This window comes from Micromonospora sp. NPDC051543 (assembly GCF_044454415.1).
GTDB lineage: Bacteria > Actinomycetota > Actinomycetes > Mycobacteriales > Micromonosporaceae > Micromonospora.
This window is the reverse complement of sequence record NZ_JBITDT010000006.1, coordinates 132,546-153,649: the sequence shown is the minus strand read 5'-3', so window position 1 is coordinate 153,649 and position 21,104 is coordinate 132,546. Positions and strand designations below refer to the sequence as shown.

21 protein-coding genes and 1 pseudogene are annotated in these 21,104 nt (G+C 72.5%); 12 read left to right on the top strand and 10 right to left on the bottom strand.

The window, feature by feature from the left end; genetic code table 11:
• Positions 1-6: 6 nt before the first annotated feature.
• The 3 genes from ACIA3K_RS12925 to ACIA3K_RS12915 all read right to left on the bottom strand — a co-directional run bounded on the left by ACIA3K_RS12925 (position 7) and on the right by ACIA3K_RS12915 (position 2,901).
• The gene (locus ACIA3K_RS12925) at positions 7-1,260 is read right to left on the bottom strand and encodes a cytochrome ubiquinol oxidase subunit I (protein ID WP_396800990.1); all 1,254 of its coding nucleotides are present in this window, start codon (positions 1,258-1,260) and stop codon (positions 7-9) included.
• Positions 1,261-1,526: 266 nt separating this feature from the next.
• On the bottom strand, positions 1,527-2,432 hold the full coding sequence (locus tag ACIA3K_RS12920) for a M56 family metallopeptidase (RefSeq protein WP_396800988.1): 906 nt from the start codon (positions 2,430-2,432) through the stop codon (positions 1,527-1,529).
• A gap of 7 nt (positions 2,433-2,439) precedes the next feature.
• Entirely contained in the window at positions 2,440-2,901 is a 462-nt protein-coding gene (locus ACIA3K_RS12915) for a BlaI/MecI/CopY family transcriptional regulator (RefSeq protein ID WP_396800987.1), read from the bottom strand.
• A gap of 163 nt (positions 2,902-3,064) precedes the next feature.
• Here ACIA3K_RS12915 and ACIA3K_RS12910 point away from each other — a divergent pair, with 163 nt between their 5' ends.
• Positions 3,065-3,202: a hypothetical protein gene (locus tag ACIA3K_RS12910; RefSeq protein ID WP_396800985.1), complete on the top strand. Its 138-nt coding sequence runs from the start codon at positions 3,065-3,067 to the stop codon at positions 3,200-3,202.
• A gap of 151 nt (positions 3,203-3,353) precedes the next feature.
• Here ACIA3K_RS12910 and ACIA3K_RS12905 read toward each other — a convergent pair whose 3' ends face one another.
• The 3 genes from ACIA3K_RS12905 to deoC are packed head-to-tail and all read right to left on the bottom strand — an operon-like array spanning position 3,354 to position 6,567.
• On the bottom strand, positions 3,354-4,178 hold the full coding sequence (locus ACIA3K_RS12905; RefSeq protein WP_396800983.1) for an aldehyde dehydrogenase family protein: 825 nt from the start codon (positions 4,176-4,178) through the stop codon (positions 3,354-3,356).
• The gene (locus tag ACIA3K_RS12900) at positions 4,171-5,601 is read right to left on the bottom strand and encodes an aldehyde dehydrogenase family protein (RefSeq protein WP_396800982.1); all 1,431 of its coding nucleotides are present in this window, start codon (positions 5,599-5,601) and stop codon (positions 4,171-4,173) included. The genes ACIA3K_RS12905 and ACIA3K_RS12900 overlap by 8 nt, the downstream gene beginning before the upstream one ends.
• 6 nt (positions 5,602-5,607) lie before the next feature.
• Complete coding sequence (deoC, locus tag ACIA3K_RS12895) at positions 5,608-6,567, bottom strand: deoxyribose-phosphate aldolase (protein WP_396800981.1); 960 nt, start codon at positions 6,565-6,567, stop codon at positions 5,608-5,610.
• A 124-nt stretch (positions 6,568-6,691) separates the two neighbouring features.
• On the opposite strand from deoC, the gene upp reads away from it, so the two are divergent.
• The 3 genes from upp (at position 6,692) to ACIA3K_RS12880 (ending at position 8,162) form a co-directional block, all read left to right on the top strand.
• Complete coding sequence (gene upp, locus ACIA3K_RS12890; RefSeq protein ID WP_396800979.1) at positions 6,692-7,324, top strand: uracil phosphoribosyltransferase; 633 nt, start codon at positions 6,692-6,694, stop codon at positions 7,322-7,324.
• 74 nt (positions 7,325-7,398) lie between these two features.
• Positions 7,399-8,076 (top strand): GPP34 family phosphoprotein, encoded by a 678-nt coding sequence (locus ACIA3K_RS12885; protein ID WP_396800978.1) that lies wholly within the window; start codon positions 7,399-7,401, stop codon positions 8,074-8,076.
• A complete protein-coding gene (locus tag ACIA3K_RS12880; protein ID WP_396801294.1) occupies positions 8,073-8,162 on the top strand; it encodes a hypothetical protein in 90 nt (29 codons plus the stop codon). Before ACIA3K_RS12885 ends, ACIA3K_RS12880 begins: the two co-directional genes overlap by 4 nt.
• Positions 8,163-8,205: 43 nt before the next feature.
• On the opposite strand, the gene ACIA3K_RS12875 is transcribed toward ACIA3K_RS12880, so the two are convergent.
• Positions 8,206-9,927, bottom strand: coding sequence for a phospho-sugar mutase (locus tag ACIA3K_RS12875; RefSeq protein WP_396800977.1), 1,722 nt, complete (start codon positions 9,925-9,927; stop codon positions 8,206-8,208).
• A 48-nt stretch (positions 9,928-9,975) separates the two neighbouring features.
• Positions 9,976-12,039: a protein kinase gene (locus tag ACIA3K_RS12870; protein WP_396800976.1), complete on the bottom strand. Its 2,064-nt coding sequence runs from the start codon at positions 12,037-12,039 to the stop codon at positions 9,976-9,978.
• Between the two features lie 207 nt (positions 12,040-12,246).
• On the opposite strand from ACIA3K_RS12870, the gene ACIA3K_RS12865 reads away from it, so the two are divergent.
• Both ACIA3K_RS12865 and ACIA3K_RS12860 read left to right on the top strand, forming a co-directional pair.
• Positions 12,247-13,830 (top strand): methylmalonyl-CoA mutase, encoded by a 1,584-nt coding sequence (locus ACIA3K_RS12865; RefSeq protein ID WP_396800974.1) that lies wholly within the window; start codon positions 12,247-12,249, stop codon positions 13,828-13,830.
• A 442-nt stretch (positions 13,831-14,272) separates the two neighbouring features.
• Positions 14,273-15,532: an amidohydrolase gene (locus ACIA3K_RS12860; RefSeq protein ID WP_396800973.1), complete on the top strand. Its 1,260-nt coding sequence runs from the start codon at positions 14,273-14,275 to the stop codon at positions 15,530-15,532.
• On the opposite strand, the gene ACIA3K_RS12855 is transcribed toward ACIA3K_RS12860, so the two are convergent.
• A complete protein-coding gene (locus ACIA3K_RS12855; protein ID WP_396801292.1) occupies positions 15,489-16,442 on the bottom strand; it encodes a DUF4349 domain-containing protein in 954 nt (317 codons plus the stop codon). The genes ACIA3K_RS12860 and ACIA3K_RS12855 overlap by 44 nt on opposite strands.
• A 94-nt stretch (positions 16,443-16,536) precedes the next feature.
• Here ACIA3K_RS12855 and ACIA3K_RS12850 point away from each other — a divergent pair, with 94 nt between their 5' ends.
• The 6 genes and pseudogenes from ACIA3K_RS12850 (at position 16,537) to ACIA3K_RS12825 (ending at position 20,559) form a co-directional block, all read left to right on the top strand.
• Entirely contained in the window at positions 16,537-17,169 is a 633-nt protein-coding gene (locus ACIA3K_RS12850; RefSeq protein WP_396800972.1) for an MBL fold metallo-hydrolase, read from the top strand.
• A 4-nt stretch (positions 17,170-17,173) separates the two neighbouring features.
• Positions 17,174-18,144 (top strand): annotated as a pseudogene (locus ACIA3K_RS12845) (hypothetical protein).
• A gap of 76 nt (positions 18,145-18,220) precedes the next feature.
• Positions 18,221-18,955 (top strand): hypothetical protein, encoded by a 735-nt coding sequence (locus ACIA3K_RS12840; protein ID WP_396800971.1) that lies wholly within the window; start codon positions 18,221-18,223, stop codon positions 18,953-18,955.
• Positions 18,956-19,018: 63 nt separating this feature from the next.
• Positions 19,019-19,297: a type II toxin-antitoxin system Phd/YefM family antitoxin gene (locus ACIA3K_RS12835; RefSeq protein ID WP_396800970.1), complete on the top strand. Its 279-nt coding sequence runs from the start codon at positions 19,019-19,021 to the stop codon at positions 19,295-19,297.
• Entirely contained in the window at positions 19,294-19,524 is a 231-nt protein-coding gene (locus tag ACIA3K_RS12830; protein WP_396800969.1) for a hypothetical protein, read from the top strand. Before ACIA3K_RS12835 ends, ACIA3K_RS12830 begins: the two co-directional genes overlap by 4 nt.
• 75 nt (positions 19,525-19,599) lie before the next feature.
• On the top strand, positions 19,600-20,559 hold the full coding sequence (locus ACIA3K_RS12825; RefSeq protein WP_396800967.1) for a GNAT family N-acetyltransferase: 960 nt from the start codon (positions 19,600-19,602) through the stop codon (positions 20,557-20,559).
• 72 nt (positions 20,560-20,631) lie between these two features.
• Here ACIA3K_RS12825 and ACIA3K_RS12820 read toward each other — a convergent pair whose 3' ends face one another.
• The gene (locus ACIA3K_RS12820) at positions 20,632-21,087 is read right to left on the bottom strand and encodes a gamma-glutamylcyclotransferase (protein ID WP_357175024.1); all 456 of its coding nucleotides are present in this window, start codon (positions 21,085-21,087) and stop codon (positions 20,632-20,634) included.
• Positions 21,088-21,104 lie beyond the last annotated feature (17 nt).

Sequence of the window (21,104 nt, the reverse complement as noted above, 5' to 3'; positions counted from 1 at the left end):
ATCTCCTCAGGCGAGCACGGGTTCCGGCTGGGCCGGTTCGGTGGGTGGTGCCGGCGGGCGGCCGAGAGCCGGGTCGGCGGCGCCGCGGCCCGCGTGCCGGGCGAGCAGCACCCAGTTGGTGACGGCGAGGGTGCCCAGCAGCAGGCTGAAGCCGATCAGCGAGGTGAGCATCACCGGCGCCCCGACCCCGGAGACGGCCTGTTCGGTGGGGAGTAGCCCGTACGCCACCCAGGGCTGGCGGCCGACCTCCCGGGCGATCCAGCCGAGGATCACCGCGACGAACGGCAGCGGCGCGCCGAGCAGGATCAGCCAGAGCGGGAAGCGCAGCCGGATGATCCAGTCGCGGAAGAGCAGCGGCAGCAGGAACCAGACGCAGCCGAGCGTGAAGCCGATCAGGATCATGAAGCCCAGCCCGACGCTGGCCAGGACCGGCGGGGTGTAGTCGCCGGGGCCGAACCGCGTCGTCCACTCGCCGATCAGCGCCTGCGCCTCAGGACTGTTCCCGCCGAACTTGGTCGGCTGTACGGCGCCGACCGGCCCGAACTGCGCGAACCCGAAGCCCTGCACGAGGCTGATCGCCAGCGCCGCGGTGACCAGGCCGATCCGCAGCGAGGTACGGAAGAGCGCGAAGTCGGGCGTACGTCGGATCAGGTGCCACGCGCTGACCGCCGCCATCAGCATCCCGCCGACCAGGAGCGCGGCGGAGACCACGTGCCCGAACGCCATGCCGAGACTGGGATTGGTGAGCAGCGCGCCGAAGTCGGTGAGGTGGGCGATGCCGTCGCGGACCTCGTACCCGACAGGGTGTTGCAGCCAGGAGTTCGCCACCATGATCCAGAAGGCCGAGGCGTACGCGGTGAGCGCCACGCCCCACAGCAGCGCCAGGTGGACACCCTTGCCGAGTCGGTGCCAGCCGAAGATCCACATGCCGAGGAACGTGGACTCCAGGAAGAACGCCACGAGTGTCTCGATCGCCAGCGGAGCGCCGAAGACGTTGCCGACGTAGCGCGACAGGCCACTCCAGTTCAGCCCGAACTGGAACTCCATCACGATGCCGGTGGCGATGCCGAGCACGTAATTGATCACGTAGAGCTGGCCCCAGAACCGGGTCAGTCGCTCCCACTTCGGATTGCCGGTGAGCACCCAGGCGGTCTGCATGCCGACGAGCAGGGTGACGAGCCCGAGCGTGACGACCACGAACAGGAAGTGGATCGACGTCGTGGTGGCGAACTGGAGGCGAGCGAGGAGCAGCGTGTCCATGGCCGGCTCTTTCCTAGCTGTTGGCTCCCTTGTCATAGCAACCCTACACGTAGCCTAGCTACCTATTAATACTACTACGACCCGTAGTAATAAAGATCGCACTGCCCCCAAGATCACCCCAGACCCCCGCCCCCCCAGACCCCCCGCGATCTTGCACTTTCTGCGGTCACAAAAGGGGTTTAACCGCCCGTATCAACAACAGAAAGTGCAAGATCGGCGCGAATTTGGGGCGGGGCGCTGGGGTGGCGGGTGGGGTGGGGTGGGGGTTAGGTCAGGAAGAGGGTGACCGGGAGGGAGACCAGGATCGCGGCTACTGCCAGGGCCGTGGCGCCGAGGGCGCGGGGCGGTCGGTCGGCGACCAGGAGGCGCTGGACGCGTACGTCGAGATCGCGGTCGCCCAGACCCAGCGCGCCGGCCGGAGTGACCCGGTGCCCGGCGGCCGCGAAGCGACGCAGCGCACCCGCCAGCGGGGCCTCGGCGTGCAGCTCGCGGGCCTTGTCGTCGGCGCGCATCTCGACCAGCAGGGCGACCCGCTCGTGCGCGTCACGGACCCAGCCGAACCACGGCAGCGCCCGGCAGAGTGCGGTGAACGGCAGCAGCACCAGGTCGTGCCGTTCGTGGGCGTGGGCGCGTTCGTGCGAGAGCACGGCGGCCAGCTCGGCCCGGTCCAGCAGGCTCAGCGTGCCCGCGCTGACCACCACCTGCGGCTTCACCCCGGGCAGGCAGTACGCGGCGGCGCTCGGATGATCCAGGACGAGCGCGCCCGGGGCGGCCGGGTCGTCCCGGGCCACCAGGGTGAGCAGGTCCCGGTGCCGGCGCTGGGCGCGGATCGTGCCGTGGATGCTGCGGACGGTCGTGGTGACGAGCACCGCGCCGATGCCGAAGCCCACCCCGACGCCGGCGAGGTGCAGCGCCGTCACACCGATTGGCAGGGTGCCGTGGGCGAGATCGCTGGTCAGGGCGAGCAGGGCGCTCCCCGTGGGCCGGTCGTACGCGGCCAGCCCGAGCGCCATCGGCAGCCCCATCGCGGAGAGGCCCAACGCCAACCCGACGGCCTGCCAGCAGACGATCGCCACCCGCGGGCTGCGCCACGTCCAGGTGGAACGGGCCAGCACCTGCGCGGTCAGATAGCAGGCCAGCATGGTGGCGGCGAAGTGCACGGCGTAGGCCATGGCGGGCCTACCGCTCCGCTGTCTCGTCGGCCGGCCGTCGGCCCGCCGGCGGATCAACCCGGTCCATCAGTCCGGCCTCGCTGCCGGTCGCACCCGGTCCGGTCAGCCCGGCCTCGCTGCCGAGGGCCGCCCGCAGCACCTCGGCCTCGGTGCCGGTCACCGATCGGGCGAAGCGCACCAGCGCCGCGTCCCGGCTGCCGCCCAGGTCGAGGGCGTCGAGCATGAGCTGTGCGATGTGCGCCTCGCGGCTGGCCGCCGGCCGGTACCGCCAGGCGCGGCCCTCCCGCTCACGCTGCACCATGCCCTTGCCGGCGAGCCGGTCGAGGACCGTCATCACCGTCGTGTACGCCAGTTCGCGGCCATCGAGCGCGTCGGCGACCTCGCGCACGGTCACACCGTCCGACGTGCCCGGGACCACGTCCCACAGCACGTCCATCACCGCACGCTCAAGATCGCCCAACCGAGTCACAGCCCAATCCTACCCCCGGTAGTAGACCCCACCCCCGGGCGGCCCGGACGCTGGTCACCGCCGCAGCCCCGCCGCGGCCCACCGTGCAAGTTCCGCACAAGAACAGGGATGTTGCTGCCTCCGGCGCCTCGGAAACAGCAACATCCCTGAAGTTGCGCAGATCATGACCGCACATCCGGCCGCCCCGGTCGCCCCGGTCGCCCCGGCCGCCCCGGTCGCGCAGCCGGCCGCGCCGGTCGGCGGTCGGTCGCGCCGCGCCGCGCCGACCGCGCGCCGCCGGCCTCGCCCGATCGCCCGCTGACCGGCGACTCAACGTCGGGCGGCACCCGCAAGCTGACCCACCCGACGGGCGTGGCCAACGTCAGGTTTTCCGGGGGGAGCCCGCCCACGCAGGGATCAAGCCTGACCGCCCGGAGTGGGCGGGCTCCCCCGGAAAACCAAAGAGGCCGCGATCACACCCCCTTGGGGTGCCACACCGTCTTCGTCTCCAGCAGGGCCGTCATCCGGGTCACCCCGGGGTCGGCGGTCCAGTCATGGTCGGCCAGGGCCGGTCGGAGTACCCGCTTGAGGTTCTCGGCCGCCTTGACCTCCAGCTCGGTGGCGAGCGACGCGTCGGTCACCCCGGTCAGGTCGATCGCGTTGACGTCCAGGTGGGAGGCCAACGTGGGCGCGGTCTCGGTGATCGCGCCGGTCAGGATGTTGACCACGCCGCCGGGCAGGTCGGACGTCGCCAGTACCTCGGCCAGCGTCACCGCTGCCAGCGGCTCGGACGGCGACGCCGCCACGACCACCGTGTTACCGCTGACGATCGCCGGGGCGATCACGCTGACCAGGCCGAGCAGCGCCGGGCTTTCCGGGGCGACCACCGCGACCACGCCGGTCGGTTCGGGCGCGGAGATGTTGAAGTACGGGCCGGCGACCGGGTTCGCGCCGCCGTACACCTGGGCGAGCTTGTCGGCCCAGCCGGCGTACCAGACCCAGCGGTCCACGGCCGCGTCCACCTCGTCGCCTCCGATGCCCAGCGCGACGAACTGCTCGCGGCGACCTTCCAGCATCTCGGCGGCCCGGTAGAGGATCTGACCCCGGTTGTACGCGGTCGCGCCGGCCCAGCCCTTCACGGCGGCGCGGGCGGCGACCACCGCGTCCCGGGCGTCCTTGCGGGAGGCCAGTGACACATTCGAGGACTGCACGAGATACGACCGTCCCGACTCGCTGCGCGGGAACTTCCCGCCGATGAAGAGCTTGTACGTCTTGCGTACGGCGACCCGCTCAGACATTGAGGTACCCCTCCAGCCCGTGCCGGCCGCCCTCGCGACCGTAGCCCGACTCCTTGTAGCCGCCGAACGGCGAGGTGGGGTCGAACTTGTTGAACGTGTTGGCCCAGACCACGCCGGCGCGCAGCCGGTCGGCCATCCACAGGATGCGGGAGCCCTTGTCGGTCCAGATTCCGGCCGACAGCCCGTACGGCGTGTTGTTGGCCTTCTCCACGGCCTCGGCCGGCGTGCGGAAGGTGAGCACCGACAGCACCGGCCCGAAGATCTCCTCGCGGGCGATGCGGTGTGCCTGGGTGACGCCCGTGAAGATGGTGGGCGCGAACCAGAAGCCCCGGTCGGGCAGCTCGCACGGCGCCGACCAGCGCTCGGCGCCCTCGGCGGAGCCGGCGTCGGACAGCTCGCGGATGCGCTCCAACTGGGCGGCGGAGTTGATGGCCCCGACGTCGGTGTTCTTGTCCAGCGGGTCGCCGACGCGGAGCTGGGCCATCCGCCGCTTGAGCGACTCCAGCACGCGGTCGGCGACGTTCTCCTGGACGAGGAGGCGTGAGCCGGCGCAGCAGACGTGTCCCTGGTTGAAGAAGATGCCGTTGACGATGCCCTCGACGGCCTGGTCGATGGGCGCGTCGTCGAAGACGATGTTGGCGGCCTTGCCGCCCAGCTCCAGGGTCAGCTTCTTGCGGGTGCCGGCGACCGACCGGGCGATGGCCCGGCCGACCTCGGTCGAGCCGGTGAAGGCGACCTTGTCCACGCCGGGGTGCTCGACCAGCGCGCGGCCGGTGTCGCCGGCGCCGGTGACGATGTTGACCACGCCGGCCGGCAGGTCGGCCTGCTGGCAGATCTCGGCGAACAGCAGCGCGGTCAGCGGGGTGGTCTCGGCGGGCTTGAGCACCACCGTGTTGCCCGCCGCCAGCGCCGGGGCGATCTTCCAGGCCAGCATCAGCAGCGGGAAGTTCCACGGGATGACCTGCGCGGCAACACCGATCGGCCGTGGGGCCGCGCCGAAGCCGGCGTGCTCCAGCTTGTCGGCCCAGCCGGCGTAGTAGAAGAAGTGCGCGGCGACCAGCGGCAGGTCGACGTCGCGGGATTCCTTGATCGGCTTGCCGTTGTCCAGCGACTCCAGCACGGCCAGCTCGCGGGAGCGCTCCTGGATGAGCCGGGCGATCCGGAACAGGTACTTCGCCCGGTCGCGGCCGGACATCGGACCCCAGACCTTGTCGTACGCCTTGCGGGCGGCCTTGACCGCACGCTCCACGTCCTCGGCGTCGGCCTCGGCGACCTCGGCCAGCACCTCCTCGGAGGCGGGGTTGATCGACTTGAAGCTGCCGCCGTTGGTCGGGTCGACGAACGTGCCGTCGATGAACAGCCCGTACGCGGGCTTGAGGTCCACCACCGAGCGGGACTCGGGGGCGGGGGCGTATTCGAACATCGGCTATCAGTCCAGGGTGAAGTAGTCGGGACCGGAGTAGGTGCCGGTCGTCAGCTTGGTGCGCTGCATCAGCAGGTCGTTGAGCAGGCTGGACGCGCCGAAGCGGAACCAGTCCGGGTCGAGCCAGTCCGGGCCGACGGTCTCGTTGACCATCACCAGGTACTTGATCGCGTCCTTGGTGGTCTTGATGCCGCCGGCGGGCTTCACGCCCACCTGCCGTCCGGTGGCCGCGCGGAAGTCGCGGACGGCCTCCAGCATGACCAGGGTCACCGGCAGCGTCGCCGCGACCGGGACCTTGCCGGTGGACGTCTTGATGAAGTCGCCGCCGGCCAGCATGGCCAGCCAGGACGCCCGGCGGACGTTGTCGTAGGTGGCCAACTCGCCGGTCTCCAGGATCACCTTGAGGTGCGCGTCTCCGCAGGCGGACTTGGTGGCCACGATCTCGTCGTAGACCTCCTTGTACCGCCCGGCCAGGAACGCCCCCCGGTTGATCACCATGTCGATCTCGTCGGCGCCGGCCTCGACGGCGGCCCGGGTGTCGGCGAGCTTGATCTCCACGGGCGCCTGACCGGACGGGAACGCGGTGGCGACGCTGGCCAGGTGCACCTTGCTGCCGCGCAGCACCTCGGCGACGTACGGGACCATCGCCGGGTAGACGCAGACCGCGCCGACGTGCGGGCACGACAGGTCGGCCGGGTCCGGGCGCAGCGCCTTCGCGGCCAGCGCGCGCACCTTGCCGGGGGTGTCCGCGCCCTCGAGGGTGGTCAGGTCGACCATGCGGATCGCCAGGTCGATCGCCTGGGCCTTGGCGGTGGTCTTGATGGAGCGGGTGCCGAGCTGTGCCGCCCGCTGCTCCGCGCCGACCTGGTCCACGCCGGGCAGGCCGTGCAGGAAGGTCCGCAGAGCGGTCTCGGATCGTCCCAGCTCGGAGAGGTCCGACCGGGCCGACGTCGTTGTCGCCGTCATGCCGAGAAGTCTACGCACGGAACCGCTGAGTGATCTTGGTCACGGTGGCTGCGGGCGTGAGCGAGGTCGCCGGTCCGCCAGCACCCCCACCGGCACGCCGACCGGACGGGTAGGTTGAGCGATCGTGGACGTACACGTCATTGACCACCCGCTGGCCCAGTCCCGGCTGACCGCCATGCGGGACGCGCGCACCGACTCCTCGACGTTCCGGGCGGCGCTGCACGAACTGACCACCATGCTGGTGTACGAGGCGGCGCGCACCTTCCCCGTCGAGCGGTACCCGGTGCAGACGCCGGTCACCGGCACCGAGGGCACCCGGTTGGCGAACCCGCCGTTGCTGGTGCCGGTGCTGCGGGCCGGCCTGGGCATGGCGGACGCCGCGCTCGGCCTGCTGCCCGAGTCGTCGATGGGCTTCGTCGGCCTGGCCCGCGACGAGGAGACCTACGAGCCGCGCGCCTACATGGAGTCGCTGCCCCGGGACCTGGCCGGCCTGCCGGTGCTGGTGCTCGACCCGATGCTCGCCACCGGCGGCTCACTGGAGCACTCCTGTCGGCTGCTGGCCGATCGGGGCTGCACCGACATCACCGTGCTCTGCGTGCTCGCCGCGCCGGTCGGCATCGATCGGCTGGAGCGCTCCGGCCTGCCGCTGCGCCTGGTCACCGCCTCGATCGACGAGGGCCTCAACGACAAGATGTTCATCGTCCCCGGGCTCGGCGACGCCGGCGACCGCCAGTTCGGTGGCATGCCCCGGTTCTGAGCGTGACACCCGGTCGGTGCCGGGTCCGGCGGGTCCGTGCGCGGTGGTGCGCGGACCCGCTACCGTCTCCGGCCATGACTGGTGTTGCGCTCGCCGAGGAGCTGCTGCTCCTCGCCTACGACGACTCGACCGGCAAGGCGACCATGCCGCGGATCAGCCTGGACCTGGGCATGGCCGCCGCGGTGCTGGTCGAGCTGGCACTGGCCGGCCGGATCGCGTACGCGGACGGGTCGTTGACCGTGGTCGACGCGACGCCCACCGGCGAGCCGGTCGCCGACGAGGTGCTCGCCCGGATCGCCGCCGACACCCCGCACACCCCGGCGTCGTGGGTGCAGCGCCTGCGCCACGGCCTGCGCGACAAGATCCTCGGTGACCTGTGCGCCCAGGGTGTCGTCCGCGATGTCGACGAGACCGAACTGGGCTTCATCCACGTACACCGCTACCCGGTGGTGGACACCTCCGTCGAGGCGGACACCCGCCGGCGGCTCGCCGAGGCGCTGGCCGGCGCGGCGGCCCCGGACGAGCGGACCGCCGCCCTCGCCACCCTGGTCGTCGTGCTGCGGATGGAGTCGGCGCTGGGCGTGAGCGGCGAGGAGGCCGCCAACGCCCGCCGCCGGTTGGAGGAGATCGCCACCGGGGCGGGCTTCTCCGGCCAGGTGAGCACCGACGACTCGGTCGTCCGCCCGTCGGTCGGCCTGGTCGTCGCCGCCCTGGGCATCGCCGTCGACCAGGCGCTCGGCAAGCGCGCCTGACCGCCGGGGCCAGCCACCTCCGCTGCTCCCTTTGCTCTGCTTCAACCCACGCAACACAAACGGCTGCCGGCTGTTGCCTCCGCTGAAGCAGAGCAAAGGGACCGGGACAGGTGGGTGGGGCGGTCGCGGTCAGATGCCGAGCGCGGCGGCGACGTCGGCCCGCAGCCGCGCGACCGCCGCGCCGGCCCGGCTCCGGGCGGCGGCGACATCGCCGTCGGGCACCGGCTCCACCACTTCGAGGTACGCCTTGAGCTTCGGCTCGGTCCCCGAGGGGCGGATCACCACCCGGGCCGACGCGGTACGCAGGATCACCACGTCCGACTCGGGCAGCAGGTCCCGGACACTGTCGACCGGCTGGTCCAGCAGCGTGCCCGGGGTGGCCGCCCGGATCCGGGCCATCGCCTCGGCGATCTCCCGCAGGTCGTCGACCCGTACGGAGAGCTGGTCGGTCTGGTGCACGCCGAACTCGGCGGCCAGCTCGTCCAGCCGGTCGGTCAGCGTACGACCCTGCGCCTTGAGGCCGGCGGCCAGCTCGGCCACCGTCAGCGCGGCCGTGATGCCGTCCTTGTCCCGGACGTGCTCCGGGGCGACGCAGTAACCGAGCGCCTCCTCGTAACCGAAGACCAGCGGCGCGCTTCCGCCGCCCGCCCGCACGATCCACTTGAAGCCCGTCAGCGTCTCGTCGTAGGGCAGGCCCCGCGCCGCGCACATCGCCCGGAGCAGCGACGACGAGACGATGGTGGTGGCGTAGAGCCCGGTCACGCCGCGCCGCATCAGGTGGTCGGCGAGCAGCACGCCCACCTCGTCGCCGCGCAGCATCCGCCAGCTGTGCTGGTCCTCGCTCCCGACTGCGGGGCTCGCAAGCTCACTCCTCGCGCTCGCCGCCGCGCCCGCCCGGACGACCACCGCGCAGCGGTCGGCGTCCGGGTCGTTGGCGATGGCGAGGTCCGCGCCGGTGGAGTCGGCCAGCGCGATCAGCCGGTCGACGGCCCCCGGTTCCTCCGGGTTCGGGAACGAGACGGTGGGGAACGCCGGGTCGGGCTCCGCCTGGTCGGGCACCACGCCGGGGATCGGGAAACCGGCCCGTGCGAACGCCGCGGTGAGCACCGCCGCGCCCACCCCGTGCAGAGGGGTGTACGCCACGGACAGGTCCCGTGGCCCGTCCGGGTCGATCACGGCGGTGGCCCGCTCGACGTACGCGGCGACGAGGTCGTCACCGAGCACCTCGCCGGCCCGCCCTAGCGGCACCTGGGTCAGCGGGCCGACCGCCCGGATGGCGGCCTCGATGCCGGCGTCGGCCGGCGGCACGATCTGCGCGCCGGCGCCCAGCTCACCACCCAGCTCCGCGCCGAGGTAGACCTTGTAACCGTTGTCCTGGGGTGGATTGTGGCTGGCGGTGACCATCACGCCGGCCACCGCGCCCAGTTGACGCACCGCGTACGCGAGGACCGGGGTGGGCAGCGGGCGGGGGAGCAGCAGCGCCGCCCGGCCGGCGCCGGTCGCCACCTGGGCGGTGCGCTCGGCGAACTGGCGGGAGCCGCGCCGGGCGTCGTACCCGATCACCAGCGGGCCGGTTCCGCCCTGGGCCGCGAGCCACGTGACCAGGCCGGCGGCGGCCTGGGTAACCACGGCGAGGTTCATGCCGTTCGGGCCGGCGCGCAGCGGACCGCGCAGGCCGGCCGTGCCGAAGGTCAGCGGGCCGGCGAACCGGTCGGCCAGCTCCGGGGCGCTCGCCGGCAGCCCGTCGAGCACCGCCGTCAGCTCGTCCCGGCTGGCCGGGTCGGGATCGTCGGCCAGCCAGCGCCGAGCCTGCTCGCGAATGTCGTCGATGTCAGTGGTGTCCGCCGCCATGCCCCTTGATAGCACGACGGCGGATCACCGCTGTCGGTTCCCTCCGGCTCAGCCGTTTCCGGTGAGCTGGAACGTCTTCACCATCTCGTCGAAGATCGGCTTGCTCTCGGCGAACGCGTCCTCGGTGGCGGAGAGGTAGAACGAGTACGACTTGCCGTCCTTGACGACCGCGCGCCACACCCCGTGGCGCATCTCGCCACCGGAGCCGCAGGTGTACTCGAATTCGACGCCCGGGCTGCCCGCCAACTGCTGCTCGGCGATGGCCACCTGCTCGTACGGCTTCTTGCAGCTGGTGCTCTTGGTGCGGAGGAAGTTTTGCGCGCTCTCCGCCCAGCGGGTGGGCGTCCCGGTCCACTTCTCGGTGAGGATCCGGATCTTGCGCCCGTCGTCCTCCGGGTCGATGTAGTCGGTGTACGAGCCGCCGGTGGCCTTCTTCCAGCCCTTCGGCACCATCACCTGGATGCCGCGGGCCGTGTGCTCCTGCATCTCGACGGCCGGGCCCGCCGGGGCGGACGGGGTCGGCTGCGCCTGCGGGGCGCTCGGCTCCGGGTCGTCCCCGCCGGAGAGCGCCACGATGCTGATCAGCAGCAGTACGGCCAGGCCACCGGCTGCGGCGAGCTGGACCTTGCGCGGCCAGCCCTTCACCGTGGTGACGAGTTGACCACCGGTCGCGCGGACCTTGTCCAGGGCACTGCCGCCGCCGGCGGCCGGGGGTGGCGTCGTCGTCCACGGCTGGCCGGTGCCCGGAACCGACCACTGGTTGCCGCCGCCGTAGGTGCCGCCGATGCGCTGGGTGGCCTCCGGCGCCCCGTAGCCGACCTGCTGGGTGGCCTCGGGCCGGTTGCCGTAGGTGACCCGCTGGGTCGCGTCGGGGTGCGCCCCGGCGTCCACCCGCTGGGTGGCGTCCGCGCTACCGCCGTAGGTGCGCCCGGCGGCAGGGCGACCCTGGCCGGGCATCGCGCCGGTGGGCGTGTGCAGCGGGCCGGCGAGCGCGTCGGCGCTGGTCTCGTCGAGGGCGGCGGCGGCATTCGCGCCGGCCGGCTGCGGACGTTCGCCCCGGCGCAGCGCGGCCAACCGGTCGGTCAGCGACTCGTCCGGGGCGAGCATGGCCCGGCCACCGATCTGGTTGTCCGACTTCGACTCCGGCTGGGCCGGCTGGTGGACGGGCGCCGGACGCTGCTGTACCGGCACCACGGCGTACGGGTCGGTGACCGAGTGCACGGCGGTGGCGGTGCTGCCCAGCGGGCCGGCCAGCAGCTCCCGCAGCATGCCCCGGGAGGTGTGCACGTCCAGCCGGCGGGCCGGGTCCTTCTCCAGCAGGCCCATCAGCACCCGGGTCAGCGGGCCGCTGCGCTGCGGCGGGGCCGGCGGGTCCTCGACGACGGCGTGCATCGTCTCGATCGGGTCGCCCTTGTCGAACGGTGGACGCCCCTCGACGGCCGTGTAGAGGGTCACACCCAGCGAGAAGAGGTCGCTCGGCGGACCGAACTCCTGGCCCATGGCCCGCTCGGGCGAGATGAAGTGCGGGGAGCCGAGCACCATGCCGGGCGTGGTGAGCTGCACGTCGGTGGGCATCCGGGCGACACCGAAGTCGGTCAGCACGCAGCGGCCGTCGGAGCAGATCAGCACGTTGGCCGGCTTGACGTCGCGGTGCAGGACGCCGATGGCGTGCGCGACCTCCAGCGCGCCGAGCAGCGCGATGCCGATCTTGGCGACCGCGCGGGGCGCGACCGGGCCGTCCTCGATGACCATGTCGGCGAGGCTGCGGGCGTCCAGCAGCTCCATCACGATCCACGGCCGACCGGCCTCGGTGACCACGTCGTACACCTGCACCACGGCGGGGTGCTGGATGGCGGCGGCGGCGCGGGCCTCGCGCAGCGTCCGCTCGTACATGGCGTCGCGGTCGCTGGGCGCCAGGCCCGGGGGCAGGACGACCTCCTTCACCGCTACGTCGCGGCGCAACAGGGTGTCTGTGGCACGCCAGACCGTGCCCATGCCGCCGTTGCCCACCGCGGACCGCAGCGAGTACCGGTCACCGATGGTGGTGCCGGGCGCTGCTCGTCCGCTGGCGGGACTTACCTGTCCGCCGCTCCACGTCGGGATCTGAGTCACAGAAAAGCCACCGGGGGAAATCGAGGGGGGCTGGGACACAACCCCCCTATCTTGCTGGTTCCGACGCCCGATGCGAAAGCCGACGCGGCGGACGTTTACCGAAGTCGACAGATCGTGCCCGACCGTTCACCTCCCGTCGACCGGTCGGGACGCACTGTGCGGTATCCCTCACCCGACCTCGAGCCGGGGCGACCTACCATCCGAAGGATGAGCGAACGGCGGTCAAGCGAGTCCGGTTATCCGATCAAGGGCGTCTACACGGCGGCCGACCTTCCGGAGGACCTGGACTCCCGGCTGGGCGGCCCGGGCGAGTTCCCGTACACCCGGGGGGTGTACCCCACGATGTACACCTCCCGTCCGTGGACCATGCGCCAGTACGCCGGCTTCGGCACCGCCACCGAGTCCAACGCGCGATACCACCAACTGTTGCGGGCGGGCACGACCGGTCTCTCCGTCGCCTTCGACCTGCCGACCCAGATGGGGTACGACTCCGACGACCCGATCGCGCACGGCGAGGTCGGCAAGGTCGGCGTGGCCATCGACTCCATCGAGGACATGCGGCTGCTCTTCGCCGACATCCCGTTGGACCGGGTGTCCACCTCGATGACCATCAACGCTCCCGGCTCGGTGCTGCTGCTGCTCTACCAGCTCGTCGCGGAGGAGAACGGGGTCGCCGGCCCGGCGCTCAACGGCACCATCCAGAACGACATCCTCAAGGAGTACATCGCCCGGGGGACGTACATCTTCCCGCCGAAGCCGTCGCTGCGCCTGGTGGCCGACACCTTCGCGTACTGCCGCAAGGAGGTGCCGAAGTGGAACACGATCTCCATCTCCGGCTACCACATGGCCGAGGCCGGCGCGACGCCCGCGCAGGAGATCGCGTTCACCCTGGCCAACGGCGTCGAGTACGTGCGGGCGGCGTTGGCCGCGGGTCTCGCGGTGGACGACTTCGCCCCCCGGCTCTCGTTCTTCTTCGTGGCCCGCACCACGCTGTTGGAGGAGGTGGCGAAGTTCCGCGCCGCCCGGCGGATCTGGGCCCGGCTCATGCGTGACGACTTCGGCGCCCGGGATCCGAAGTCGATGATGCTGCGTTTCCACACCCAGACCGCCGGTGTCCAGCTCACCGCCCAGCAGCCGGAGGTGAACCTGGTCCGGGTCGCGGTGCAGGGCCTGGCCGCGGTCCTCGGCGGCACGCAGTCGCTGCACACCAACAGCTTCGACGAGGCGATCGCGCTGCCCACCGAGAAGGCGGCCCGGCTCGCGCTGCGCACCCAGCAGGTGTTGGCGTACGAGACGGACCTGACCGCCACCGTCGACCCGTTCGCCGGCTCGTACGTGGTGGAGGCGATGACCGCCGAGATCGAGGCCGCCGCCGTGGAGTTGATGGAGCGGGTGGCCGACCACGGCTCGGCGGTCGACGCGATCGAGGCCGGGTTCCAGAAGCGGGAGATCGAGCAGTCCGCGTACCGGATCGCCCAGGAGATCGACTCCAGCGAGCGGGTGGTGGTGGGGCTCAACCGGTTCACGGTCGACGAGGAGGAGCCGTACGAGCCGTTGCGGGTCGACCCGACGATCGAGGCGGCGCAGGCCGAGCGGTTGGCCCGGCTGCGCGCCGGGCGGGACGCCGACGCGGTGACGCGGGCTCTGGCCGACCTGCGGGCCGCCGCCGAGGGTTCGGACAACGTGCTGTACCCGATGCGGGAGGCGCTGCGGGCCCGGGCCACGGTGGGCGAGGTCTGCGGCACGCTGCGCGAGGTGTGGGGGCAGTACCGGCCTACCGACCGGTTCTGACGCGACCGCCCTCCGGGTGTGTCCGCCCGGCTCCGGGGGTACGCCGACAGGCGGGCCGGAACGCACACGGTGTGCGGTCGGCGTCGGCGAGATTATGTGAGCGTCCTTGTCCGGCCCGTTGCGGAGCGTGGTCGTCTTATTGTCGGAGTGTCAGTTCATCACCCCGACTAATGCGACAATTCGCAGCGTGGACCCAGGGGTGGTATCGCGACTCCTGGCCATTCGGGTCGGTTACGCGTTGTAGGAGGTGAGGTGGCGCATGGCGGCGTTCGAACGCGATCTACCTGCGGTCCCGCACCTCGATGAGCGCGCTCAGCAGGGCATACGTGACGCTACGCGGTCTGATCATCACCGTAACGAGGTTGCGCAGCGTCACCGTCGGAGGTCTAGGCTGTCTGCTGTCCCCGATGATCCATCCATCTCTAGTGATCGAGAATTCGACGTGACGAGTGCGTTGACGCTGCCCACCGGCGGCCAGCTGGCGTCGTCCTGGCTGGAGACTCCGCCCGGGTCCCAGCCCCTGCCCCGCGACCTGGACCACCTGCTCGCTCTTCGGGTACCCGGGCTCATCGCCACGCGCCGTCACCTCCACTCGCACCCCGAGTTGTCCGGTACGGAGTTCGAGACGGCGGCCCTGATCGCCCGGGAACTCTCCCTGGCGGGCCTGAGCCCCCGGCTGCTGCCCAAGGGCAACGGCGTGATCTGTGACGTCAACGGTCGTCCGGACGGCCCGGTCATCGCGCTGCGCGCCGACATCGACGCCCTGCCGCTCGACGACCCCAAGGACGTGCCGTACCGCTCCACCGTCGAGGGCGTCTGCCACGCCTGCGGCCACGACGTGCACACCTCGATCCTGCTCGGCGTCGGCATGCTGCTGGCCCAGCTCGCCGACCTCGGCGAGCTGGACGGCCGGGTCCGGCTCATCTTCCAGCCGGCCGAGGAGATCCTGCCCTGCGGCTCGTTGGAGGTCATCGAGGCCGGCGGCCTGGACGACGTGGTGCAGATCTTCGCGCTGCACTGCGACCCGAACCTGCCGGTGGGCCAGGTGGGCCTGCGCGTCGGGCCGATCACGGCGGCCGCCGACAACGTCACCGTCCGGCTCTCCGGGCCGGGCGGGCACACCGCCCGTCCGCACCTGACCGTCGACCTGGTGGACGCGCTCGGCCGGCTGGTCACCGAGGTGCCGGCCCTGGTCAGCCGTCGGGTGCCGGCCAACAGCGGGCTGCTGCTGGTGTTCGGCCACGCCTCGGCCGGCACCCGTTACAACGTCATTCCCTCCGAGGCGTGCGCCTCGGGCACCCTGCGGGTGATGGACCGGGACACCTGGGAGCAGGCTCCCAAGATCGTGGCTCAGGTGGTGCGGGACGTGATCGCCCCCACCGGCGCGACGGTCGACCTGGAGTACCTGCGCGGCCGGCCGCCGGTCAGCAACGACTCGCGGGCCATCCAGGTGCTGACCGCCGCCACCAGCGCGGCGCTGGGCCCGGACGGCGTCGCCGAGACGCCGCAGAGCATGGGCGGCGAGGACTTCTCCTGGTACCTGGAGTACGTCCCCGGCGCCCTCGCCCGACTCGGCGTGGGCCGGATCGGCCCCAACGTCGACCTGCACCGCGCGTCCTTCGACGTGGACGAGCGGGCCATCCCGGCCGGCGTACGCGTCATGGCGCAGACCGCGCTGCGGGCACTGGCGGCGGCGCGCTGACCTCGGCGACCTGCGCCGGCGACCGGCGTCGCCGGCGCAGCGCCAGCAGCAGGACCGCCAGGGGTACGCCGACCGCCACCAGCCAGGGCAGCAGCGCGCCCAGGACGGTGAGCAGGACGGTCATCGAGGTGACGAACGCCCCCCAGCCGCCCTTGAGCCCGACCAGGAAGCCGGTCTCGGCCTTCTCCGCGCTGGCCTCCGCCGCCGGCCCGGCCAGCGACACCGTGATCGTGGACAGCGCGGTCAGGTCGGCCAGCCGACGCTTCTTGGCCTCCAGCGAGGCCAGGTCCGCCTCCCGGCGACCCAGTTCGTTCTCCAGGGACACCAGGTCGGAGATCGAGTTGGCGCGGGCGAGCAGCCGTCGCGCGCTCTCCACGCGCGCCCGCTGCGTGACGATCCGGGCCTCCAGGTCGACGGTCTCCTCCGTGACGTCCTGGGTGTTGATCTCGCGGCTCTGCTGTCGGCCGAGCTTCGCGACCTCCTCCACCACCGCGCCGAACTTGGCCGCCGGCACCCGCAACTCCAGCTCGGCCACCGCGTCGGCCCCGGCGCTGCGCCGCTGGTCCCCGCCGACGAAACCACCCGCCCGGGTGACCATCGCGCTGACCTCGCGGGCCGCCGCGTCCACATCGCTCACCTGCACCCGCATCGTTCCGGTGTAGATGATCGCCCGCTGGTCGACCCGCAGATCGGTAGCGCCGGCCCCGGCGGTCCCCGCGGCTTCCGCGCCGCTGCCCTTGTCGAGCACGCCCTGAGGGGCCTGGGCCGCCGGAGCCGCCGAATCCGCTGATCCGCTGTCGCCGGCGCTGCACCCCGCGAGGGCCAGCGCCGCCACAAGTGTTCCCGCCGCCAGGAGTGCCCACCGGCGTCGTTCTCTTCGTCCGTCCATCCCCGCTCCCATCGTCGTCAGCTTCAGTGGCGATAGTTCGGACGCGACGCGTCCACCGGCTGGTTCCGGCAGACTGCGCTGAGGACATCACGATTCGATAATTCGAGGAGTCACGATGCGGCTCACCAAGTACGCCCACTCCTGTGTCCGGGTGGAACACGACGGCGGAGTGCTCGTGGTCGATCCCGGAGTGTTCAGCGATCCCGCGACGGCGCTCGACGGCGCGGACGCGGTGCTCGTCACCCACGAGCACCCGGACCACCTCGACCCGGCCGCGGTGCGCCTCCAGCTCGACCGGCGGCCGTTCCCGATCTACGGGCCCGCCGCGCTCGCCGACGCCCTGGGCGACGCGGCCGAGGCGCTGTGCCCCGTCGAGCCCGGTGAGTCGTTCACCGCCGCCGGGGTCGCGGTCCGCGCCTACGGGGGACGCCACGCGGTCATCCACCCGGACATCCCGGTGATCGACAACATCGGTTACCTCATCAACGACGTGGTCTACCACCCCGGCGACTCCCTCGTCGTACCGCAGGAGACGCCGGTCGACACGCTCCTCGCGCCGATCCACGCACCCTGGTCGAAGTTCTCCGAGGTGCTCGACTTCATCCGGGCGGTCGCCCCGCGCCGCGCGTACGCCGTGCACGACGCCCTGCTCAACCACAACGGGCTGGGCGTGCTCAACCGGCAGTACGCGGCGATGTCCGGCACCGAGTACCAGCGTCTGGAGCCCGGCACCCGGGTGGACGTCTGACGCGATGCCCGGCCCCTCCACGGAGCTGGTGCGGCAGCTCTACCGCACCCCACCGGACCGGTTCGTGGCCGCCCGGGACGCCGCGGTGGCCGAGGCCCGGCGAGCCGGGGACGCGACCGCCGCCCGGCAACTGGCCCGGCTGCGTCGCCCCACCGTCGCCGCCTGGCTGGTCAACCTGCTCGCCATCGAACGACCCGAGCTGGTGGACGACCTGGTCGGTCTCGCCGACGCGCTACGGGCAGCCCAGCGGGAGCTGCGCGGCCCCCGACTGCGGGAGTTGTCGGCCCAGCGCCGTGCGGTGGTCGCGGCCCTGGTCGCCGAGGTCCGTACGCTCGCCGCGGCGGAGCCCGAGGCGCCACCGGCCGGCCGGCTGCCGCTGGCCGAGGTGGAGGCGACCCTGAACGCCGCGCTCTCGATGCCGACGTCGCCGAGCAGGTACGCGCCGGGCGTCTGCTCCGCTCGGCCACCTACGCCGGTTTCGGCGAGGTGCCCCGACCGCAGTTGCGACTGGTCACCGGCGACGAGGAGGAGCCACCGGCTCGACAGCCGGGCGCCCAGCGCGAGAGCCCGGAGCCGAACCGCCGTACCGACCGGGCCGGGGAGCGTGCCGCGCAGGCCGAGCGGGCGGCGCAGCGAGCGGCCCGGGCCGAGCGGGCCCGCCGCCGCCGGGCACTGGACCGCGAGTTGGACCGTGCCCGCGCCGACCAGCAGCGGGCCGAGGACGAGCTGGCCGAGGCGGTCGGGCAGGAGCGCGACGGGGTCGCCGTACTCGATGGGATCGAGACGGAGCTGGCCGAGTTGGAACGCCGGCGCGCGGTGGCGGAGCAGGACCTGAGCCGGTCCAAGCTGGCTCGGCGGGCGGCCGAACGGGCGGTGACCGTGGCCCGCCGCCGGGCGGGCGAGGTCGAGGCGGCCGTCGAGGCGTTGGTGGCCGAAGAGGGGGATGCGGACGTGGGCGGTGGGGCGGCAGACTGACATCGATGGATGACGACGAGTGGGTGGGCCGTCTGCGGGCGGCCGTCCCCGAGCCGCGAGCGCGGGTGGCGTCCGAATGACGCCGGAGCAACTCGCCGCCGCCAGCAAACCCGCCGTCCTCGACCTCGGCGACGGGTTCAGCAGGTGTCCGAGCACGCTGCGTCGGGCTCGGCTGCTCGGCATCTCCGGCTGGGCCTTCTACATCAGCGGTCGGGCCGGGGCGCTCGGCGACGTACGCGCGGAGACGGCCGCCGCGGCGATCGGCTTCGTCGCGCCGGACGCCGTCGCGGACGGCTGGGACGCCGCCGCCCGGGTCCTGCCGCCGGTCGAGGTGGCCGCCGCGAGTCTCGCCGAGTGCTGCCGGTGGGGGACGGAGATGCTGGGCGTGCTACCCGGGATCGAGCGCCTGGCCGACCTCGTCGAGCGGGCGGTCGCCGCCGCCGACACCAGCGGCATGCCGCTCTTCGCCGCGTGGCGGGCCATGCCGCTGCCGGACCACTCTCCGGGCGCCCGGAGCGCGGCCGGGCTGCGGCTGCTGCGGGAACACTTCACGGGCGCCTACCTGCTGGCGGTACGGGCCGCCGGCATGACCCCGCTGGAGGCGGTGCTGGCCGGGCCGGAGGGCGAGGCCGGCGCGGTGGCGTGCGGCTGGCCGCCGCCGTACCCCGCGGTCGGGCCGTTGGTGCGTCGGCGGCTGTGGGCGGAGGCGGTGACCGACCGGCTGGCCGCGCCCGCGTTCGCGGCGCTCGGCCCCTCCGACGGCACCGAGCTGGTGGAGCTGCTGCACCACACCCGCGCCGGCCTCGCCTGACCGGTTCCGCGCCGCAGGCCGGAAGAGGTGGAAGTGTAGAACATTTGATTCCACACTCGTGTCATGGAACGCATCGGTGTCCGGGAGCTCAACCAGAACACGAGTCAGGTACTGGCGCGGGTGAGCGGTGGCGAGACGGTTGAGATCACCGACCGCGGTCACCCGATCGCCCGACTCGTGCCGGTGAGCGACGACAGGTCGATGTTGGCCAAACTGGTGGCGTCCGGCCGTGCCGTCGCCCCCACCGGCGGAGGGCCGGTGCCCCTTCCACCAAAGCTGGGCGACGAGGAAGTCGATGTGGCCGCCGACCTCAGCGCCATGCGTGACGAGGAGCGCTGGTGATCTATCTCGACTCCGCCGCCGTCGTGAAGCTGGTCAGGCAGGAGGCCACCGCGGCCGCGTTCGCCGAACCGATGCTCCGCAGTCTCGATGCCATCCACCTGGCCACCGCCCAGGTCCTGACCAACGAGTCCGGCACCGCACTCGTCGCCTTCGTCACCTACGATCGCCGACTGCTCGAATGCGCCAAGGAAGCAGGGTTGCCCGTGGCGAGCCCTGGCCAGAACTGATCGACTGGTCGGCCAACGCCGCCGCCACGGAAAATGGGCGGCGTTCGCGGCCGACGGCTGCCAGGATCTCCTGCCGTGACCCTTCCCGCCGGCTGGACCACGCGCCGGCCCACCCTCGACGACGTCCCGGCGATCCTCGCGGTGGTGCACGCCGCCGACACCTTCGCCGTCGGCCATCCCGACTTCGACGCCGAGGATGTCGAGCAGGCGCTGACCGCGCCCTACTTCGACCCGAGCCGGGACTCCTGGCTGGCGCTCGACCCGGACGACACCGTCGTCGCCTGGGCGACGGTCGACAACCCGACCGGGGTCGGCCGGGAGTTCGTGGAGGTCTACGTCGACCCCGAGCGGGCCGCCACCCTCCGTGCGCCGCTGCTCGCCCGCCAGCTCGACCGGGTCGCCGAGCGCGCCGCGGAGCGGGGGTTGCCGGCGCTCACCGCCCGCTGCGCGGTGTTCGCCCCGGAGCGCGACTGGGACCGGGACCTGCGGGCCGCGGGCTTCACCCTGGCCAAGCGGTACGTGCGGATGCGCCGCACGTTGGCCGACCTGCCCGCCGAGCCGACGATTCCGCCGGGCGTGACGGTACGGCCGGTCCGCTCCGACGACGAGGCCGAGCTGCGGGAGTTCCACCGGATCCACGACGCCGCCTTCGGCGACACCCCGGACCACGAGCCGCTGTCGTACGAGCGGTGGCGGGCCCGCATCGGTGACGTGACCGCCTGGGACGAGTGGTTCGTCGCCGAGGTCGACGGGGTGCTCGCCGGCGCGTTGCACTCCTCGGACCAGGCGCTCGACCGGCAGGAGGGCTGGGTGAAGAGCCTGTCGGTGCTGCCCGCGTACCGCCGCAGGGGTGTCGGTGCGGCGCTGCTGCGCCGCGCGTTCGCCCGCTACGCCGACAAGGGCCGGCAGTTCGCCGGCCTCGGCGTGGACCTCACCAACCCGACGGCCCCGGTGTCGCTCTACCGCTCGGTGGGCCTGCGGGAGACCGGGTGGACCGACATGTACGAGCGGGTCGTCCCGGCCGTCGGTGTGTGATTGACGACCCCGGCCGGGCCCGACGGGCGTCCGGATCGGCTCCGGTTGCAGACTGGGGGCGTGGGATACGCGCTACGGGGACGCGGTGCCGGTGGGGCGGGACCGCAGCTCGGTGACGTAGTCGTCCGGCGCGCCCGCCTTCTCGGCGGCGTTCGCGATCTCCGACAGGTACCACGACGTCGGCAGGCCGCCCTCGTAGCCGTCGAACACGTAGATCCACGCCGTGACGTCGCCGTCGAGGGTGGAGACCCGTACGTGCAGCTTGCGGTAGGTGCCGGCAGTCACGCCCTCGATCTCGTCGAGCTGCGCCGCGTCGTACGGGTGGATGTCGTAGATCGCCACGAACACCCGGTCGCCGGGGGACTCGACGACGGTGCTGACCGCGCCCTCCCAGCCGATCACGTCCTCGCCGGCGAAGGTCAGCCGCCACCCCTCCAGCCAGCCGGTGCCGACCATCGGGGAGTGCGGGCAGTAGGCCCGCATCCGGGACGGATCGAGGTTTGAGCCGTAGGCGGCGTGATGACCCACGGCGATGACGATAGCCC

Excerpts from the sequence above, each read along its gene's own strand:
- ACIA3K_RS12925 (WP_396800990.1), bottom strand. The coding sequence starts at position 1,260 with ATGGACACGCTGCTCCTCGCTCGCCTCCAGTTCGCCACCACGACGTCG.
- ACIA3K_RS12900 (WP_396800982.1), bottom strand. The coding sequence starts at position 5,601 with ATGTTCGAATACGCCCCCGCCCCCGAGTCCCGCTCGGTGGTGGACCTC.
- ACIA3K_RS12850 (WP_396800972.1), top strand. The coding sequence starts at position 16,537 with ATGCGGCTCACCAAGTACGCCCACTCCTGTGTCCGGGTGGAACACGAC.
- ACIA3K_RS12875 (WP_396800977.1), bottom strand. The coding sequence starts at position 9,927 with ATGGCGGCGGACACCACTGACATCGACGACATTCGCGAGCAGGCTCGG.
- deoC (WP_396800981.1), bottom strand. The coding sequence starts at position 6,567 with ATGACGGCGACAACGACGTCGGCCCGGTCGGACCTCTCCGAGCTGGGA.
- ACIA3K_RS12865 (WP_396800974.1), top strand. The coding sequence starts at position 12,247 with ATGAGCGAACGGCGGTCAAGCGAGTCCGGTTATCCGATCAAGGGCGTC.
- ACIA3K_RS12905 (WP_396800983.1), bottom strand. The coding sequence starts at position 4,178 with ATGTCTGAGCGGGTCGCCGTACGCAAGACGTACAAGCTCTTCATCGGC.
- ACIA3K_RS12840 (WP_396800971.1), top strand. The coding sequence starts at position 18,221 with ATGACGCCGGAGCAACTCGCCGCCGCCAGCAAACCCGCCGTCCTCGAC.
- ACIA3K_RS12920 (WP_396800988.1), bottom strand. The coding sequence starts at position 2,432 with ATGGCCTACGCCGTGCACTTCGCCGCCACCATGCTGGCCTGCTATCTG.
- ACIA3K_RS12835 (WP_396800970.1), top strand. The coding sequence starts at position 19,019 with ATGGAACGCATCGGTGTCCGGGAGCTCAACCAGAACACGAGTCAGGTA.
- ACIA3K_RS12885 (WP_396800978.1), top strand. The coding sequence starts at position 7,399 with ATGACTGGTGTTGCGCTCGCCGAGGAGCTGCTGCTCCTCGCCTACGAC.
- ACIA3K_RS12910 (WP_396800985.1), top strand. The coding sequence starts at position 3,065 with ATGACCGCACATCCGGCCGCCCCGGTCGCCCCGGTCGCCCCGGCCGCC.